We start from the raw sequence: 19203 nt of genomic DNA, 5'->3' as shown, positions 1-19203 counted from the left end.
AATGATTACTTCTAATATTGTAGCATTAAAAAATAATTATTTTTTTTATTCTCAATTTTCTTCCCCAACATCAACTGGATTAAAATTATGAAAATCCTTTTCCAATTTTGGAAGTTCCGCAATGTTTTTAATTCCAAAAAGATCAAAAAAACGTTGACTAACTTTATATAAAAGGGGTGATCCTAATGTTGGAGCTCTCCCAGCCTCAATAATTAAATTATGTTTTAATAGGGTATCTATCGCAGATTTAGGATCTTTTTTGCGGATTTGATAAATTTTTGCACGGGTTGTTGGTTGGTTATAAGCGATAATTGCTAATGTAATCATTGTTGTTTTACTCAAAATTAAACGGGTTGGTTCGTTAACAAAAAGTACCAAATGTTGTTTATTTTTTGGTTTAGTCAAAATTTTATATTTATCTCCAAACTTGACTAAAACAACTCCTGAATTTGATGTTTCGTAGTTTTTTTGTAACTTATTTAAGATATCGGTAATATCATAATGTTCTAGTTGCAAAGCGTTTTTAAAATCATTCAAACTTGCCCCATCTTCACCAGTTAAATACAAAATAGATTCAATAACTGAAATCGCATTTTGGATTTGTTCATCATTTAAGTCTGTTATTTTGAAAGTGTTGGTAAATTTTTGTTTTTCAAAATTTTGATGTAGAGTATTAAATTTAATTTGTTTTTTATTTTTAATGAAATTTGCTGCGTTGTTGCTTTGTTTTTGAACGCTATTATTTAAAATAATTTCTTTTTTTTCGCTTGTTTTCTTAATTATTGTATTTGGGTCAACAGGGCGGAAGATATCAGATGTTTTTGAACTTTTATTATCAAAATCATCTTCTGTAACAATCTTGGCTTGGTAATACTCGTTTTCTATACGGGTTTTAGTTTTGTGTTTTTTTAATGATTGTTTAAAGATTTCATCTTCATCACTGGTAGATTCAATAAAATAATCGTTATCCTTGAAACCTAAATGATCATGAGTATCATCTTGTTTTTTAGGATATAGATTATGCAAAATGTTCGGTTTATTCATACTAATTTCCTGTTTTATCAGTTGTACTATCAAAGATTAAATTATTTATATTGGGATTTAGTTCCAAAAGAGTAATTGTAATTTGATCAATTTCGTTTGTAATGATTTTTAATTTTTCCTTATAAATCAATGTTAAAATAACTAGCAAACTTGTTACTAAAAAACGTTTGTTTTTGTGGGTTGAAGGTTGATCAAGAAAATAAGTTAATAAATCACTTGTGTAATCTGGTTTACTTTGTAAATAAGTAATTAAATTTCACATTACATCATAAACATTATAATCCGGATTAACAAATTCGGTTTTAGTGAGGCTGTTATTAAGTTCGTATTCCAATATAACTTGATCCATCAATTCTTTTAACAATGTTATAGGTAGTTTATCAGGTAATGGCTTAAATGTTGCATCTTCATCAATAAATTCGGCATAATCTTTTTGAGGAATATCATACATTTTTTTACGTCAATGCATACATTCTTGCAAATAATTTGCGGCCTTTTTATAATTGTTATACTCAATTAATCGTTTAATTAAGTCTTCACGATCCTCATTTAGTTTTTGTTGTTCTAACAACGAAGGATTAGGGAGTAATGATAAGACCTTTAAACGTAATAAATGCGATGCATAATACAGATAATCACTGACGAGATCAAAGTCTTCAAGCGTGTTAATTTGTTCATCAATATATTTTTGGTACTGGTTAGTTAAACTGACAATATCAAGGTTGTTGATATTTTTACGACCCATTTTAATTAGTTCAATTAAGACATCTAATGGTCCGTCGAAATCATTTAATTGCAAACAGAAATCGAATCGATTCTTATTTATATCCATGTTAAAACCTGGACTCTCTTTTTTATATCTATGTTCTATATTATATACATTAATATGCAAAATACAAATAAAAAACAAACACACAAAAGCGTGTTTGTTTAAAAATGATAAACATTTTTTAATCGTGCATATTCATCGATGATTTTTTGTTCAATATTTTTCATTAAGATTTTTTTGTCAATATCTAGATAATCATAACTGTTGTATGGTTTTAAAAATGACACGTAAACGGTTTTTGTTTTAAAAAAATTACGTCGGAACCGTTTTTTATTATTATCATGTTTATCAATTGTATTAATTGAGTTTCCAACTACAAATGGCTGAATCGCACTTGCGGTGTTATAAGCAGGAGTTAAAGTTGCTGCTTGGAAAGGGAAAAAATCATCGCTGTGATTGCGTTTAGTTTCCGGAAAGACAACCAATCCACGTGTATGCTCTTTCAACAGTGTTTCTTGAGTTTTCATTGTTTTTAGAATTTGTCGAAGATCTTTACGATTTACATAAACAACATCGATTAAATTAAATAGGGGAGCAAAAAAAGATTTTTGTAACTCGATTTTTCCGATGAACGTGATATTTTGTAAGGAATGTTGTTCAAGCGCTAAAAATAACGCTAGAGCATCAATATTAGATTTATGGTTTCCTACATATAACATACTTCGGTTTGATAAAAAAATCTCATTGGTAGTTTCAACTTTAACATTCAATAATCACATTAAAGCGCGAAGTGCTTTGCTTACTCGTTTATAACGATCCGCTTCCGTAATGTCTTCTGGATTCTTTTTATATTTGTTTGCAAGTAGTTTTGCAAATAACATTTGGACTAATAAGTAGATTGCAACAAATGGGTATGATAAAAATCAGCCCAATGCTTTTAAAAATTTCATGATATCACCATTTGTTTATTGTAGCATATTACCCCTTTAATAATATGTATTTAATTCTAATTTTTCACATTCAATTAAATTAAAAAATTTTTGGTCCCAATTTTCATTTAACTCTGCCTTAACTATAATCAAATCACCATCAGATAATGTTTGCGTGTTAATTGCTTGTGTTTTGTTAAAAGTTAGAATTTTTGAAATGCATTGGTTGTTATGATCCAAGTAATAGGTTAAAATTTCTAATTGCTGGGATTGATTATGGTTATTAACTACATAACCACTAAAAAAATGAAAAGTATTTTCTTTGCTATAAATATGTTTTTGCATAGTATCATCTCCTAATAAAATTATGCAAAAACTAAATCTTAAAGAAATGTTAATAAAGGGTTATTTTTCCTATGTTTTATTATTATTTTATTTATTCTTATATTTTATTTTTCAAACAAAAAGACATTTTTTTAGGTAAATCTTTTATATACTATAATATACATATACTATATTAAGGTAGATAGAATGAATCATTACAATTTAATCATTGGTAGTCATGTCAGTTTAAAAGCTAAAGACTATTTTTTAGGATCAGTACGAGAGGCGTTAAGTTATGAGGCAAACACCTTGATGATTTACACGGGTGCACCCCAAAATACTAAGCGTACAGATGTTAGTGAATTTCAAATTCAGCAAGCACATGAGTTACTTGCAGCACATAATATTGCATTGGATAATATTATTGTGCATGCTCCGTACATTATAAACCCTTGTTCTTCAAAACCTGAAGTTCGGGAACTCGCAAAAAGTTTTTTAACTCAGGAAATCAAAAGAACACAAGCGTTAGGCTTGAAGAAAATTGTTTTACACCCTGGATCGCGTTTGAATCAGGATTTAGATGTTGCCCTGAATCAATTGGTAGATATGCTAAATGATATTTTTAGAAATCTTGACACAGATGTTTGTATTTGTTTAGAAACAATGGCTGGAAAAGGTAGTGAAATCGGGGATGATTTAATGCAACTCGCATACATCATCAACAAAATTGAATCAAAGAAAAATATTGGAGTTTGCTTGGATACTTGTCATATGTTTGATAGCGGTATTGATTTAACTCGTAGTTCGTTTAATGCATATTTAAATGAGTTTAATGAAAACATTGGACTTGAATTCATCAAAGTTTTACATATCAATGATTCAAAAAATATTCTCGCAAGTCATAAAGATCGACATGAAAATTTAGGTTATGGAAATATTGGTTTTAGTAATCTTTTGCACATTTTATACCATCCGTTATTAGATAACATTCCTAAAATCCTTGAGACTCCATGATATGGTGATAAAAAAAATCCAATCCCTCCATATAAAGATGAAATCGCTATGATTCGCAATAAACAATGGTTTGATTTTAAAAAAGAAAAACAAGAGTAAAATTTGATTTTATATAATATAAACATATTAACCAAGAGAAACATTTATGAATTTAAATAAAAAATGTAATGGTTGTGGAAGTATTCTGACCAACCAACAAGACCAACCGGGTTATACCCCTAAAATAATTGACAATCAAACAAAAATGTGTCAAAGATGTTTTAAGATTAAAAACTATAACTATAAACCTGACCACCAAAATATTGATGAAAAAATCAACAATGTATTAGCTCAACTTGATTTCACTAATTTACACATTATGATGGTGTTAGACATTTTTGATCTTGAAAATACGGTTATCGATGAGTTAGAACCTTATCAGGATCAAATCACCTTTGTTATTAACAAGATTGATTTATTACCCAAAAGCTTTCACGCAAATTTACTTAAGGAAAATATTATTGGTATTTTGCAAAACCACGGTTTTGTCAATCCTAATATTGTTTTTAGTTCAATTAAATCAAACACAAGTTTAAAAAATTTAATGGAAATTATTAATCAGCAAACGAAAAACAAACGAAAAACAATTTTTTTTGGTAAATCTAACGTTGGAAAATCGTCATTGATTAATGGATTATTAATGGTTAATAAATTACCCGCAAATCTAACAACTAGTTCATTCATTAATACTTCGACAAACATTTTAAAAATTAAAATTAACCACAATATCGTTTTGGATACACCAGGTGTCTTATTTCCGGATAACATTTTGAATTTTGTGCATAATGATGATAATAAGAAAGTTATTTATAAAAAAACAGTGGTTCGGAATTATTATTTAGCTCCCCAACAGACAATTATGTTTAATAAATTAGCATATATTTCATATTTAGATGGAGCACAAACTAATTTTAGTTTTTATATGAATGCTGATGTTAAATTTAAAAGAATGCAAACGCATTTAGTACAAAAGAATCTTGATAATACTTTGTTAGATCAAGAATTAAAAGTATTATATGCGGATTCTAATTTTGTTTGAAAAACTTATTATTTTGTTTTAGAGCCTGAACGTAAACATAATATTAATATTGCTGGTTTAGGATTAATTTCTATCAACCAAGAGGCGCGTGAAGTTAGCGTTACGGTGCATGAAAAAGTAGGAGTGAAATTAAGTTCGCATGCCATCATCTAATAATATTCCTCCCCATTTAGACCTGGTACAAACACAAAAAATTGTTTTATTTTTTGGTGCATTTGATATGTTTCATTATGCACATAAAGAAATGATTATCAAAACACAAAAATATCTGAGCGATAACACCCAGATTATTTTGGTGCCAGCTTCTAATAAATTCAATGCCGCACATTATGATCCGGATGATGAAATTGCTAAATTAAAAACTGATTTAGCGAGTTTTCATCATCGTTGTCAAATGATTAAAATGCAAACACAAAACATTGATAACTTGTATATTTCTGACTTAGAAATCATTTTAAATAAGCAGTATAAACGACAAATTTATAGTTATGAAATTTTAAAAGAATATCAAAAACTTTACCCTAATGCAATGTTCTATTTGATTATGGGAACGGACAATTTAAAAGAATTTAAAACTTGGTTTGAATATGATGTTATTCTGAAAAAAACAAAAATTATTGGTTTTAAGCGAGCGGATGATTGCATTAATAAAAAGTGTGTTGACCGGTGTATGTGTACAATTTATCAAATAGATGATTACCCAGTAATGTTAATGGATTTAGTTTATAAAGATGTATCATCGAGTCAAATTAAACAAACTCATGAATGAAAAGATCGTATTGATAACCAGGTTTTTTTGTATATGCTTGAGCATGGTTTTTATGGGATTTGATTACTAGAAAAGCATATTCGTAAAATGATTAATAATGAATGAAAAATCGATTATTACCGAATTAAACATTCGATTCGGGTGGCAAATTTATCAGCGAAATTAATGCAATATTATGATCCTAAAATTATGCATCTAGCATATACAGCTGGCTTGTATCACGATCTTTTAAAACCTTTAAATGAAGTACAAACAAACGAATATTATGATAAGTATTCAGCAGACAAGACAGAAATTCCGTGAACAATAAAACACGGAAGTAACGCTGCATTTTTATTGTATTTTACATATGGTTTTAAGAATAAAAAGATTTTGAACGCAATTATTCGTCACACACGCCCATATTTATATATTAAACGCCCAACACTTTTGGATATGGTGCTATTTGTAGCTGATAAAATCGAACCTGAACGTACAATAGATGATCATCCCCAAATTAAAACATTACGTGTAAATGCTTTTGAAAATATTGAGAAGGTTTTTTACGAAATTGATACATACCAAGATATGTGTTTTGGTCGCATCGAACTTGCTGATAATAAATTAATTAATCTTTTAAAAAGTAATAAGAAAGAAGGTTAGAAATGATTGGAATAATTGTTGCAATGCAGGATGAAGTTAGTTATTTTCTTGCTAAATATAGCGAATATAAAATTAAAAAAATTAATGGTATTACCTATTATATTTATAAAATTAATCACTATGAATTTGTTCTGGTTTTTTCAGATGTTGGTTTAGTAAATGCAGCGATGACAACTAGTGCTTTAATAAATAATTTCCAAATTGATTTTTTAGTTAATGTTGGAAGTTGTGGAACAAATAGTCCCGAAATTAAAGTTTTAACACCTTATTTGGTTGATAATGTTCAATATATGAACGTTGACCTCACAGCGTTTGGGTATCAAAAAAATCAAATCCCTCGCAAACCAACGAATTTTTTGGCACATAAAGATTTATCAGATGAAATTGCCGCAAATTTAAATTTAAATAGTTATGTATGTGGAAGTAGTGATATATTTGTCGATCATGAACAACACAATTTAATTAATGATTTTCAGCCAACTTTAATTGATATGGAGCTTGCCGCTATTGCGCACGTTGCATACGCTAATTTTATTCCGTGAATCAGTGTTAAAATGGTCTCTGACACTTTGGTTTCAAAAGCAAAAACAGCCCAAAGTCACCAGGATAATTTGAATGAAATTAACTTATATTTTCAAGACCATTTACTAGAAATTATTAAGACGGTTTATTTTTATGTCAAAGCCAATTAACACTAAAAAAATCACAAGTATCATTACGGGTATTCTTGTTGGAGGGATGTTTATTGCAACGATAACAACTGCTGCTGTTTTGACTAATAAACCTCCACAAAAACGAGAATCAAAAGAAAATGATGAGTTAAAGGAAAAAAAATGAAAAAACCAAAACTAATTAAAAAAATTATTGGTTATTCAATGCTAACTGCAACTAGTATTACATTAATGAGCAGTGCAACTAGCTGTTTTGCATTGCTAAATAGTTTTAAAACTGATAAACAAAAAAAACAAAATGAAGCAACAACGTCAAAATCTGATTTAATTAACCAACGAATTGAGACAAAGAAAGATGATGAAAAAAATGCTTCTGCAAACAATCAACAAAGTGACAACAAAGTTCCGAATACAAATGTTTCTTTATCAAATAATCCTTACCGACAATTAACTAAACAGGCTGGTTATTGACGTATTGGTCATTGAAATGTGTTAAATCAGGGAGGAGACAATGAGCTTAAAAATTTATTGTTAGCTCGGACAATTAATTATTTGAACCTTGATGTAATTGCTTTGACAGAGATAAACGCTCATAATGAAAACGATCAAGCGGTCAAAAATATTATCAAATATCTAAATCAATGAAACAAGGAAAATCCTTATGCTTACGTTTTAAGTGATGAATTATATAGTCCTGATTTTGTTACCCAAAAAGAACGCGTAGCATTTATTTATCGAGCAAATGTATTTGATGTTCAACAGGAGTTTTATTTTTTAAAAAACAAAAGAACTAACGAGCCAATCGAACTAAAACAAGTAGTTACAACAGAGGAAAATGACCCTAACATTAAAATTACTTATTCGCGTACTCCTTATGGCGTTAGTTTTATTGATAAACAAAAACAAATGGATTTTTCGATTTTAGCTGTCCATTTAGATTCACCAGGATCATCGAAAAATGCAAAAAGCAAACAAGATTTCGACTACCATTATAATAACGGTACCAAGGAATTAAACGAGGCCTATTGGTTAAAAAAAGTTATGCAAATGTTTGACGAACAAGATGGTAATAATCAGGATTTAATACTAACCGGTGATACCAATATTAAGGGTAAAAACCACAATCTTGTATTTGGTCATTTTAAAAACCAACCCAATGTCTACACAAGTTTATTAGATCCAATGATGAAAACTTCATTAGGTCAAACATATAGTAAATACGTTTCAGCATATGATAAATTATTTTTACACACAGATCGTGATTTAAAACAAGCATATACGAATCAACAAATGCTTGATTTATGGAATATGGGTCAAAGTCGATACGACATTATTGATGATGAAATACGTCGAATTGTGTTGGAAAACTGAATTGAAAAAGGCAAGAATAGTAAGAAAAAACCAGCAAATTATAGTGAGGATGAAATTAAAATGTGAATTCAAAATTGAAAATATTTTGACGATTTAACGAAAAGATCAACCTTAACTAAACCGGTACGTGACCAAATAGTTGCATATATTAATTATCTCGTTAGAAACCAAACAAGCGACCACGCACCTGTCTTTTTTGATCTAAAAATTGACACCCAAGATATCGCAAACGAGACGCCTAAAAATTAGTATAAAGAAAACGCATATAGTATTAAAAATCAAACAGGGAGGCTGTTTGATTTTTTGTTAATATTTTCTTTTTAATATTTAATTTTGCATTATTAGCGACTTTTGCGTTTATTTTAAATGAAGTAATATATTATATAAATATAATATATTAACAAGTGATTTTAAAAACCTAGCAAGAGATAAAAAGTATGCTAAAATAATAAGATATTAGTGTTGCATAGCAACATCTCTCATAAGGAGGACTTTATGATTAAGAAAAAGAAGATTATTGCTTGGGGATTGATTTCTGCACTCACAACGGCAAGTGTTGGAACGCTGGCAGCAAGTTGTGCAAAAGAAGAACCCATTAGTGAGTTTCCTGATCCAATAGAGAAAACAAATGAGGAGAAGCAAAAAGAAGAAGACAAAAAAGATTTAATTAATCGAATCGGCGGAGGAATTGATGTGGTTAATAAACCAAATAATAAACAACTAACTAGCATTGCTCCAAATGCTGATTTAAATGTAATTGAAATTCCTAAGACGCAAATTAAATATGTTGCTCTTGGTGATTCTATTACAGCAGGATTTAATGATATTCTAGGTTCTGATCTTGCTGGAGAGTTGATTGATAATGAAATATCAGGTCTTTCATATCCTGCTTTTTTAGTTGATTTTATGCAACGCTTAAACCAAAATGCCGTACTAAGTTATGATAATGCAGCGATGACTGGTTCAACGGTTGCAAGTTGACTATATCTATTTAACGATCGCAATCCTGCTTATACAAATGGTGATAAAAGTCGTAATTTAAGATTTGGCTACGCATTAGATCAACAAGATAATGCGGCATTCAGGGATCGTTTAGCAAAATATTTTGATCCAATTGCATTTAGTGATCAAGAGATCAGCGTTGAACAAATGCAACAAGCTACAAGTAAATTACGTTTGAAAATTAAAGATGCCAATTTTTTAACACTAACATTGGGAGCGAATGATTTTATTTTAAGTCATACGTTTACAAGCCTAATTCGTGATCTATTTGGCGCAACGGACGAAGGGGTTGCAGAAGTTTTTACTCGATATGAAAACCAAATTCTTGAGGAATTAAACGTAATAAGTGCAAACATTGCAAAATTTGTAAGTATTTTACAACAAATTAATCCACAATTAAAAATCAATTTAATTGGTTACCCCAAACCTTTATTACGTTGAGAAAAGATGCTAAATAAATTGTGAAGAGTTAAGGATGCTAATAACCAATGACTTAGTGATTTTTTACTTAATAATTTAAATAATGCGATCGCAAACGCGGCGGCGAAAACGAATGTCAATTATATTAGTACTTTTGATTATGATGACTGATATACCAACCGAAACGTTTTTACTCGTTCATTATTTGATATTCACCCAACCGAAATTGGCTATAAAAAAATGGCCCAAGACATCTTGCTAAAATTAAGTTTAAATACCACAACTGATAGTTATCGATCGGAAGATCTTCCGATGTGAAATTCTGCGTACATCAAAACTGATAAGGATAAATACCACCAACAATTATGATTTAGTGATTATACTAACCAAACATTAATCAATACTTTGGTCGGGCATAATAACAGTGTTTTATGAACAAAAACCAAAAATGAAAATGCATTACTAAACAATCAAGGGGTAAATTACCGTAACAAAACATCAGCAATTGTTAGTTCTTGAATTACAAATCACCCTGAATTAATTGATCAAATGCTATTTTATTTTCAAGATGTTTTACGAAGTTTAGGAATTGATGATATAGGTGTTAAGACAAATTTTCTTGGTCAAAAAGATGAGTTTGGAAAAAGTAATTTTTATAAACTCGTTAAAGCGTTTGCCGAAACTAAAATTTTAGACAACATTTTTATTGGTGTTCAGAATGAAATTGATGCTAAAGCTTTAGCTGATCCGAATTATGATTTAACATACGAAGATTTTATTAGTAGTTTTAAGAACAATTTACTAAAATCAGAAAATATTATTGAAACAATTAAAACTTTATTAACCTCTAGCGTTTTTTTACAACACCCTAACGAAACAAAAACAGTTATTAAGGCAATTTTAAAATACTTTTTTAACTCTCCATTGCTTATCGATGTTTTTTTAAAAAAAGGTTTAAACGCTTCATCAATTAATATTAAAGATGATTTACAAACGATTCTAAGTAGCATTAATACATCTGGTCATTTAGAAACATTAATTAGCGCAATTGTTGATGATCTTTTCGACCACACTTCGGTTTATTACTCTTATGAAAAACTACCAGATTTGCTTGTTGCACTCGTTAAGAATAATACTAAGGTGATTCGAGAAAATGTAAATGGAATTGTGCAAAATTTATTAGACGATCAAAAAACACGTAGCACTCTTTTAGAAATTATTAAAAAAACATTTGCAACAGATTTTTTGGATATTATTGATGAACCAAATATCAAAGAGATTATGGACAAAATTTTGTTACGTTTAAATTCATTAGTAACATTTGAAAAAATGAGTGCTAATGTTTTTGAAATGCTAAATGATCCCGGATTTTACAATCATTTGTTTCATACAGAACAAAAACAGAATGATGATTACAAATGATCGTTGTTTAAGATTGATTTGGCTGATTTAATTAATGATTTATTTGCTATTTTAAGTCAAGAAAACATTAGTAGTGACCAATGACAAAGAGCGTTAATTAGTATTTTAGGGTCAAATATTATTCATCAATCATTAAATAATGGTTTGATTCCGTTGGTAGTTAAGCTGATTCAAAATAAAAAAATTAGTTTTGATAATTTCCTTGAACAATTTATTGCAGGTTTAAAGAAGCAAGAATTTACAAGAAGTCAAAAAGAGCACTTTAAAAAAGTTTTAGGACAATTAATTACAACGTTATTTAATAACGATACTTCTCAAAACATTATCAAATTAATTACTAATTATGGAATCAATCGTTTGGGTGATTTATTAATTAAACAAGATAATGTAGTTTTAAATAAAATTAAAGTTGATTTATTCCAAGTGATTGAACAAGGAATTAAAACTTTAATTCCATCTGATACTTTAAATGACATCTTAACGAACATATTATTTAATTTTATTGATCACAATCATGATTTTGCGAGTCAATCTTATTGAACAAATTTCTTAACCACTTTATTAGATGTTAATAGTACACAGTTGCAAGATGGGATTAAAAAAGTTCTTGGTCTATGGTTAAAAAACCCTGATATTAATCAACATTTAATCAATATCATTTTAACTTTAATCGAGCACTATTTACCTTTAAAACAACCGTTAAATGCTGAGATTAAACAAGCATTAACAAGAATTTTATCGCCTTTATTAAGCAGTCTTGGTGATTTAAAAACATTTGCTTTAATTCAAGAGCGAATTTTTAGTGTTTTAGGTCGTCATCTGGCAGGTCTTGCCAGCAAGCAAGTTAATAGTTTACCTAAATTTACAAATGATTTAATCGCAACAGTATTATCAACATTACCTGATCTTGTTGAGTTATTAGAATTAGCAGAAATTGATGCTATTAAAACTGATGATGTTAAAGAAGTTATTAGTTTCTTTGTTGATAATATTAACTATGAATCTATAGTAAGTAAAAACGAAAATACCGGATCAGTTGAACAACAGTTAGATGTTTTAGATTTAGTTTATAAAACTTTAATGAGATTTATCAATTCGTCGTATTTAAATAATAGTGTTGATAACCCAAGTGCAAAAATTCAATCAAATAGACAAAAAGTTAAGGAAGTGCTCGAACATACGATTACGAGTATCTTTAACTCCCAAAGTTTAAAGAAAATGATTGTTTCGCAAATACAAAAAGTTTTATTAGAGAACCGATTATTTGCAGAACAAGAAAATGGCGAACAATTAGTATTGATTGAAAGATTAGTTAATGCATTTTTTAATGAATCACACTTGGATGTACTTTTAAAGAGTATTATTAATAAAACTTTGGATAATCCGGATGTATTTACTAATACAGACAATTTTTTAAGTTTTATTAGTGTTATTATTCGCGAAAACAAGGAGCAAGTTAAAAATTGATTAAATAATTTTGTGACAAATTTATTAAGCAACGACGATTTTTTAAATTTTGTATTTAGTTTAATCATTCCATTAATTAACAACACAAAAACGTGAAATGATGTCGAAAGAACAGATCAAGATACACTAAAAGCGTTTATTAAAAAAGCAATTACATCAATTGTAAATTTACAATTATACAATGATGTTGTTGATCAGTTATTAAATTTAATTAGTGATCCAGCTACAGTTAATGTTTTATTAACTAGTGGATTTGAAAGTATTATTCAAAAACTTTTGCAGTCAATTCACTTAGAAACTCCGCAACAAATTGCGAATCTAGTTAATGATATTCAAACAAATATTAGTGCACGCGAATATGCTGATTTTATCAATACTATTGTTTTTAAAGTTCGTTTAAACTTTAAAATTAAAAAGGATAACGCCGACCAAGAATCATCGAATAATTCTGCTAGGTTACAGCAAACGGATACAAATATTAATGCATCAAATTTTGTTACAGAATTAATAAGAGCAATCTTTGCTAATGGTTTTAATTCATCAACAGGGACTAAAATCAAAGAAATTATTAAACTTCTTATTGATGACTTAAAAAACGAAAGAATTGTTGTTAATACTGAACGTTACCAAGTTTTCGCTGGTTTATTAGAACAAATAACTTATCATACAAATTCCGAGATTAACGATAAAATCAAAGCTCTGGTTAAAGCGATTATTAATGATAATCAATTACTAAATCAATTGGCTGATTTAGTCCAAATTATTATTAATGATTTATTTGATAACCATTCAGCATATGGTCAAATTAATAGTGTTAAGGATATTATCCATATTTTATTTGCTAACAAAAAAGAAGTACTTAAAGAAAACATCCACGACACTTTAGAGATGTTTGTTTCTAATGAAACAATCAACGATAATTTAGTTGATGTTGTTTTTGCGATAATTATTCAACAATTAGATCAATTTAGTGAAGAAAATGTACTTTTATTCAAAAGTGTCATTAAAAAAGTTTTAAAACATATTCCTGATTTAAATTTATACAATGAATTATTTGATAAGTTCTTTGATTTAACTGAGAATATTTTTGCCTCAATATTAGTTGGAGAAAAAATTAACCTTCAACCACTAATTAATTTATTAACAAACAATCTTGCTAACTTTGTTGAAGTTTTGGATTTAATCAAATACGATGACATTAGTGTTGATGAAATTAAAGAAGTGATTGATATCGCATTAAACCACTTAATTACAACACCTGACACTCAGAGCACAAATGTTCAGTTAAATGATCAACAAGTTGTAGGCATTAATTATGCAGATTTAATTTTTAAAATTTTAAAAAAAGTTAGTTCGCTTGATTTATTACATACGAAAAATGAAAAATTCCAGACAGTACTTCAATACTTATTGGATAACGTATTTGCAAGTTCAAATTTAAAAACTAGAGTTGTGCGTACTTTATTAGCAAACTCGCAAAGTAAAATGTTTTTTGATTTAATTTGACCTACAGAAAATCAAGAAACAAATTTATTAAAAATTGTTAATCAAACATTTAATAAAGAATTTAAAGATGTTGTTTGATCTTTAATTCAGTATTTTATAAGTCACCCAAATGATTGACAAAACGCAAATGATCTAGCAAGTTTAATTAATTTGTATGCAAACGGCGTGCAAAGTGGTTTAAAAACAAAAATTGCAACTTATCTGAGTTCGTTAAACAATGCTAATGATTTATGAAAATTCCTGGCTCAAGTAATTATTAAACGAATTAATCCGGATTTTGTCGTTGATGCCCCATCCACAACTATTGAACGATTAACAACTATTTTAAGAACGCTTGGTACTAACCTTTTCAATATTCCATTTGTTTCAAATTTATATGATGGTATTTTTGAATTATTTAAAGAAAAATCAAAGGTTGAAGGTTATTTAGTAAACAAAGAAACGTTAGTTGCAGATTTACAAGTTTTATTTGATTTTAAAAACCCTGAACATACTTTACGCTTATTAGATATTTTAGATTTGGAAGATATTAATGCGCAACAAATTAGTGATTTAATTTTTAATCTTATTTTTGATGTTCATGTGTTTAGTTCAAAAGACACTATTACCTCTGAAACAAACGCAAATGATCAAAGTAAAGATCAAGAAGTTAATTATGTTGATGTTATTTTTAATTACATTAAAGTGTTTAATAACCACTCATTGAACGAAAATGTTAAAACTAAACTACAAACCATCGTTAATAACTTACTTAGTATTTTAAAAACTGATCATTTATACCATGAGCAGTTAGTTAATTTATTAGCACCATTCTACAATCAGTTGATTACTATTCTAGGTCAAAAAGTGCCCTTTATCGCTGAACATAAAACATGATGAATTAGCTTTTATGCCCAATTAATGCAAAATGATGCAATTTGGAATAGTTTTAGTGCATTAGTAAAAAAACTATTTGCAGACTATTTAGATAACAAGCAAGCATACACTCAGGATAGTTGACAAACTTTATTAAGCGAATTTGTTAAACAAAATATCCAAAATGATAAAAATCTTATTAAAGATTTAATTGTACAAACATTAAGTAATTTAAAAGAACTTAATATTTATCAGTTTGCTATTGACCAATTTACTTTAATCGGGGACGAATTAGATGCGCCAACTCAAACAACTCTGATTAATGCACTAGAACCAGTTATTAACAAGATTCCAACATTGAAAATTTTTAATGATGGTTTGGACAAGGTTATTGAATTAGCACAAACCAATTTCATGTCATTTTTGAATAATGATTTCTCTAGTTTAAAAACATACTGAACTAATGATTTTAATACCTTGACTAATTGATTAAATTTATTAGAAGTTTTGACTCGTGACGATTTGAATATTCAAGATTTAAATACTATTATTCATACACTTGTAAGCAAGATAAGTGTCCAAAAAATTCAAGATCTTGTTAGCCAAAAAGTTGATTCTAGTGCGACAGATGAACAAACAGAAACATTAGATATTAATAATGTTTTAGGCCAAATTTTTAAAATTATTAATAACCTAGTTAAAAATCAATACTTTAATGAATCAACAAAGACCAAAATTCACACATTATTAACAACACTTCTAAATGCCGTTTTTGAAAATACAAATATTAAAAGTTACTTAGCGACAACGATTTCTGAATTTGTTTTGAAACTAAATTTAGATTCATTTATCACATTAACTGCCGTTCAAAAACAAGACCTTGTTCAGAAAATTATTGAACAAGTTTACAAAAATGAACATTTTAAAAACTTATTAACACACTTTGTCCAAAATCTTCTTTCTACACAGCAAGATTTCAAAGATAAAACTGATTTTTGGGGTTTGGTTAACTTTTGGTTTACTAACCAAAAAACGACCATTAAAGAAGATATTAACCACCTCATCCAATCGATTTTTAATGATGATATCATTAGTGAACAAGTTAGTTATTTTATCTTTAATATAGCTACTTATAAAGCTCCCGAAGAAATTAAACACCAAAATTTTGTTGATTTAAAAGCATTAATCAAAGTTATTGCAAATAATATTACTCGAACATCGATTTACCAAGATACATTAGATGCATTGTTGAATGTTTTTGCTTCAAGTACAGATATTGTATTAGTTAAAAACTTTATTGAAAAGAAAATTGATGCAAGCCAGTTATTTGTGAGAAAAATCTTTAATTATGATGAAAACAAGGAATATGCAGACACAGTTGCTAAAGTGTTACAAATTTTAGAATTAAATGATTTGGATGTAAATATTATTGCTACAGGTGCAATTGCGCTTGTAAATGAAATTGACTGAAACAGAATTTTTAAAAATGATTCTGTTATAAAACTTTCCCCAGAAAATTCCACAAGTACAGAAAATAGTAGTAATGTGACTACAATAAACCAAGGCACAGATCCTCAGCCGATTGCCAAAGTGAATAACTATTATAAATATGTGAAAGCCTTATTTGAATTTCAATTATCAAATACCGCAAAAGATAAAGGAAAAGAAGTTGTTAATAAACTAGTTGATGTCTTGCAAACAAAGGCATTATCACCAGGTGGTTTTTTAACTAATTTATTTAAGGATTTAGGAATTAAATTAAGTAGTTTAATTATTCAAGAAATTCCTTTATTATCTAATTTACAAACTGATTTCCAGGATTTATTTGCAACTTTATTTAATAACCAAGCAATGATTGTTGATTTAACAGATCAACTAAAATATTTTGTTGACAAATTTATTGATGATGCACAAAATTACCGTTCAACAAACACTTTTGGACAATTAGTTAAAGAAGTTTTAAAATTAAACAAAACCGAGTTTATTATTAAGATAAAAGATGTTTTCAAAAAACATTTTGTAGCCAATAGTCCTATTATCACTAAATTAAGCGATGTTTTTGTAAAAACAGTTAAAAAATTGCTGAATCTTCCTGACTTAAATGAGGAAGATAGATCTAAGATTGCCAACATCATCAAAGTATTTATCCCACACGTTTTTGATTTAGAGATTATTAGCAAAACCCTTGATCATTTCGTTAATTTCCTTGAAAACAATGCAGAGAAAATGATTGATGAAGAACAAAATTTCACGAGCTTATTTAAAACGAATGTGTTACCTGAAATCACAAAACCAGAGTATTTAGCTAATGTAATTGAATTAATCAAGTATGACGATTCAACACTAATTAATTTTATGGATGTTTTATTGAAATTAATTCCATATGAACAATACAAGAAGATGTTTGATCCAATCCTGTTGAAAGTTACTTCAATAAACAATCAGGATACAGTAGACCAAAATGAAACAACAAATAAGCCAAGTCCATTTGCATTGGTTTTAAAGACTATTGCTTATGTTTTAAAAGCTAACGTTTTAAAAGACCAACAAAACCAAAATAAACTTAAAGAGACAACAAAACAATTAATAAATAAATTCTTAAAATCAGAACATTTATCACGCTATGTTATTGATGTTTTACAAAATAAATTTACCAACTTATTAGTTGAAAAAACAGGTATTGCTAGTGATGAAACTCAACGATTTATTAGTGGGGCTTATAGCTGATTTAGAGACTCTGAAATCTTACAAAAAATTCTTAGATTATTTATTGATGACGTATTTAAATATAAAGATACGTATGCTGATTTACTTTTAAACAACGAACCACTAAATGTAATCAATAACTTTATTGATCATAATTTTGAAGCACATTTAAAAGAAGATATTCTGAATTTTGTTATTAATTTTGTGACTTCAAATGCTACAACTCGATACGTTGCTAAAATCATGTTTAACAAACTAAAACTAGAAGGAACAAATGAAAATGATATCGAAATTGTTGCAAACTTAATCAAACAAGTTATGAAACATATTCGTTCATTTGATTTCTTAATTAAACCGGTTGAAAAAATTCAATCAATTTTTAAAGAACATAAACTTGCAACATTCCAACCTGATCATTTAGCAGAAATTGCTTCTATTGTTAATAAATATATTACAGGCGACCCGATGCAATTTACAAAAATTTTGTCTTTTACAAGCCATATCGACAATGATCAATCAAAAATTCACGTTATTTACCTGGCAAACTTCATTAACTTAATTTTTGAAAAATCACCATTAGTAAATTATGATAATTTAAGTACTAACCAACCGTTATTTTTTGCGATGCACCGGAATAATATTCAAACCAAAAACTTCATTAATGAAATTATTCCGCACTCAACACCGCCTTCAGAATTGAAAATTACTGGTGCTAATCCATTAGAAGCTATTAAAACTTTCTCATACAATATGTGAAAAGCGGATGAAAATTTCTGAAATCGAAATCGTAATTTAACTTATAAAGATGAAAGTCCATACCACCGTGCGATGTTCCATATTACATTAGCTGTTTTATGATTTGCACATGAAACATACTTCCGTGATGTTGGTGCTGGGGTTTGATGAAACGCTGTTTGAGGGGCAAATGGTGTTGGAATTGTTGGTAAAAACTTGAGTGGTGGAGCGACTAGTGGTTATGCTGCTGATAGAGTTTGGAATGATATTTTTGGAGATTACTCACCAACAAAATCTGCACGATCATACGAATGAGGTTATCGTGATTTTGACTACTTATACATGATTACGTATTGAAATTCAAAACGTAATCTAAAAAACAATATTAAAGTGGAAAATAAAAATAGAAATAAGGTTAATTATATTTTTGAATCAATGAAACGAGGACGTCCTGCAAGTCGCCAACGTCATTAATTTAT

The 19203-nt window shown here is 28.3% G+C and carries 11 protein-coding genes; 7 read left to right on the top strand and 4 right to left on the bottom strand.

Features of this window, described 5'->3' with window-relative positions:
• Positions 1-45: 45 nt before the first annotated feature.
• From scpB to OF377_RS00195, 4 genes are all read right to left on the bottom strand, one after another.
• Positions 46-1044: an SMC-Scp complex subunit ScpB gene (gene scpB / locus OF377_RS00210; RefSeq protein ID WP_263835894.1), complete on the bottom strand. Its 999-nt coding sequence runs from the start codon at positions 1042-1044 to the stop codon at positions 46-48.
• 1 nt (position 1045) lies between these two features.
• Positions 1046-1876 (bottom strand): segregation/condensation protein A, encoded by an 831-nt coding sequence (locus tag OF377_RS00205; RefSeq protein ID WP_263835893.1) that lies wholly within the window; start codon positions 1874-1876, stop codon positions 1046-1048.
• Between the two features lie 98 nt (positions 1877-1974).
• Positions 1975-2763 (bottom strand): lysophospholipid acyltransferase family protein, encoded by a 789-nt coding sequence (locus tag OF377_RS00200; RefSeq protein WP_263835892.1) that lies wholly within the window; start codon positions 2761-2763, stop codon positions 1975-1977.
• A 36-nt stretch (positions 2764-2799) separates the two neighbouring features.
• Positions 2800-3087, bottom strand: coding sequence for a hypothetical protein (locus tag OF377_RS00195; RefSeq protein ID WP_263835891.1), 288 nt, complete (start codon positions 3085-3087; stop codon positions 2800-2802).
• A gap of 186 nt (positions 3088-3273) precedes the next feature.
• Between OF377_RS00195 and OF377_RS00190 the strand changes: the two genes are divergently transcribed.
• The 7 genes from OF377_RS00190 (at position 3274) to OF377_RS00160 (ending at position 19198) form a co-directional block, all read left to right on the top strand.
• Positions 3274-4179, top strand: coding sequence for a deoxyribonuclease IV (locus OF377_RS00190; protein WP_263835890.1), 906 nt, complete (start codon positions 3274-3276; stop codon positions 4177-4179).
• 46 nt (positions 4180-4225) lie between these two features.
• Entirely contained in the window at positions 4226-5311 is a 1086-nt protein-coding gene (gene rsgA / locus OF377_RS00185; protein ID WP_263835889.1) for a GTPase RsgA, read from the top strand.
• Complete coding sequence (gene yqeK / locus OF377_RS00180; protein ID WP_263835888.1) at positions 5298-6569, top strand: bis(5'-nucleosyl)-tetraphosphatase (symmetrical) YqeK; 1272 nt, start codon at positions 5298-5300, stop codon at positions 6567-6569. The genes rsgA and yqeK overlap by 14 nt, the downstream gene beginning before the upstream one ends.
• Positions 6570-6571: 2 nt before the next feature.
• Positions 6572-7261: a 5'-methylthioadenosine/S-adenosylhomocysteine nucleosidase gene (gene mtnN, locus OF377_RS00175; RefSeq protein WP_263835887.1), complete on the top strand. Its 690-nt coding sequence runs from the start codon at positions 6572-6574 to the stop codon at positions 7259-7261.
• Positions 7245-7421, top strand: a complete 177-nt coding sequence (locus OF377_RS00170; RefSeq protein WP_263835886.1) for a hypothetical protein — start codon at positions 7245-7247, stop codon at positions 7419-7421. Before mtnN ends, OF377_RS00170 begins: the two co-directional genes overlap by 17 nt.
• On the top strand, positions 7403-8860 hold the full coding sequence (locus tag OF377_RS00165) for an endonuclease/exonuclease/phosphatase family protein (protein ID WP_263835885.1): 1458 nt from the start codon (positions 7403-7405) through the stop codon (positions 8858-8860). The genes OF377_RS00170 and OF377_RS00165 overlap by 19 nt, the downstream gene beginning before the upstream one ends.
• Before the next feature lie 246 nt (positions 8861-9106).
• Entirely contained in the window at positions 9107-19198 is a 10092-nt protein-coding gene (locus OF377_RS00160) for an SGNH/GDSL hydrolase family protein (protein WP_263835884.1), read from the top strand.
• The last annotated feature ends 5 nt before the right edge of the window (positions 19199-19203 follow it).

The sequence above is a fragment of the Ureaplasma sp. ES3154-GEN genome, assembly GCF_025780075.1.
Taxonomy (GTDB): domain Bacteria; phylum Bacillota_I; class Bacilli_A; order Mycoplasmatales; family Mycoplasmoidaceae; genus Ureaplasma.
This window is presented reverse-complemented; position numbering and strand designations above follow the sequence as displayed.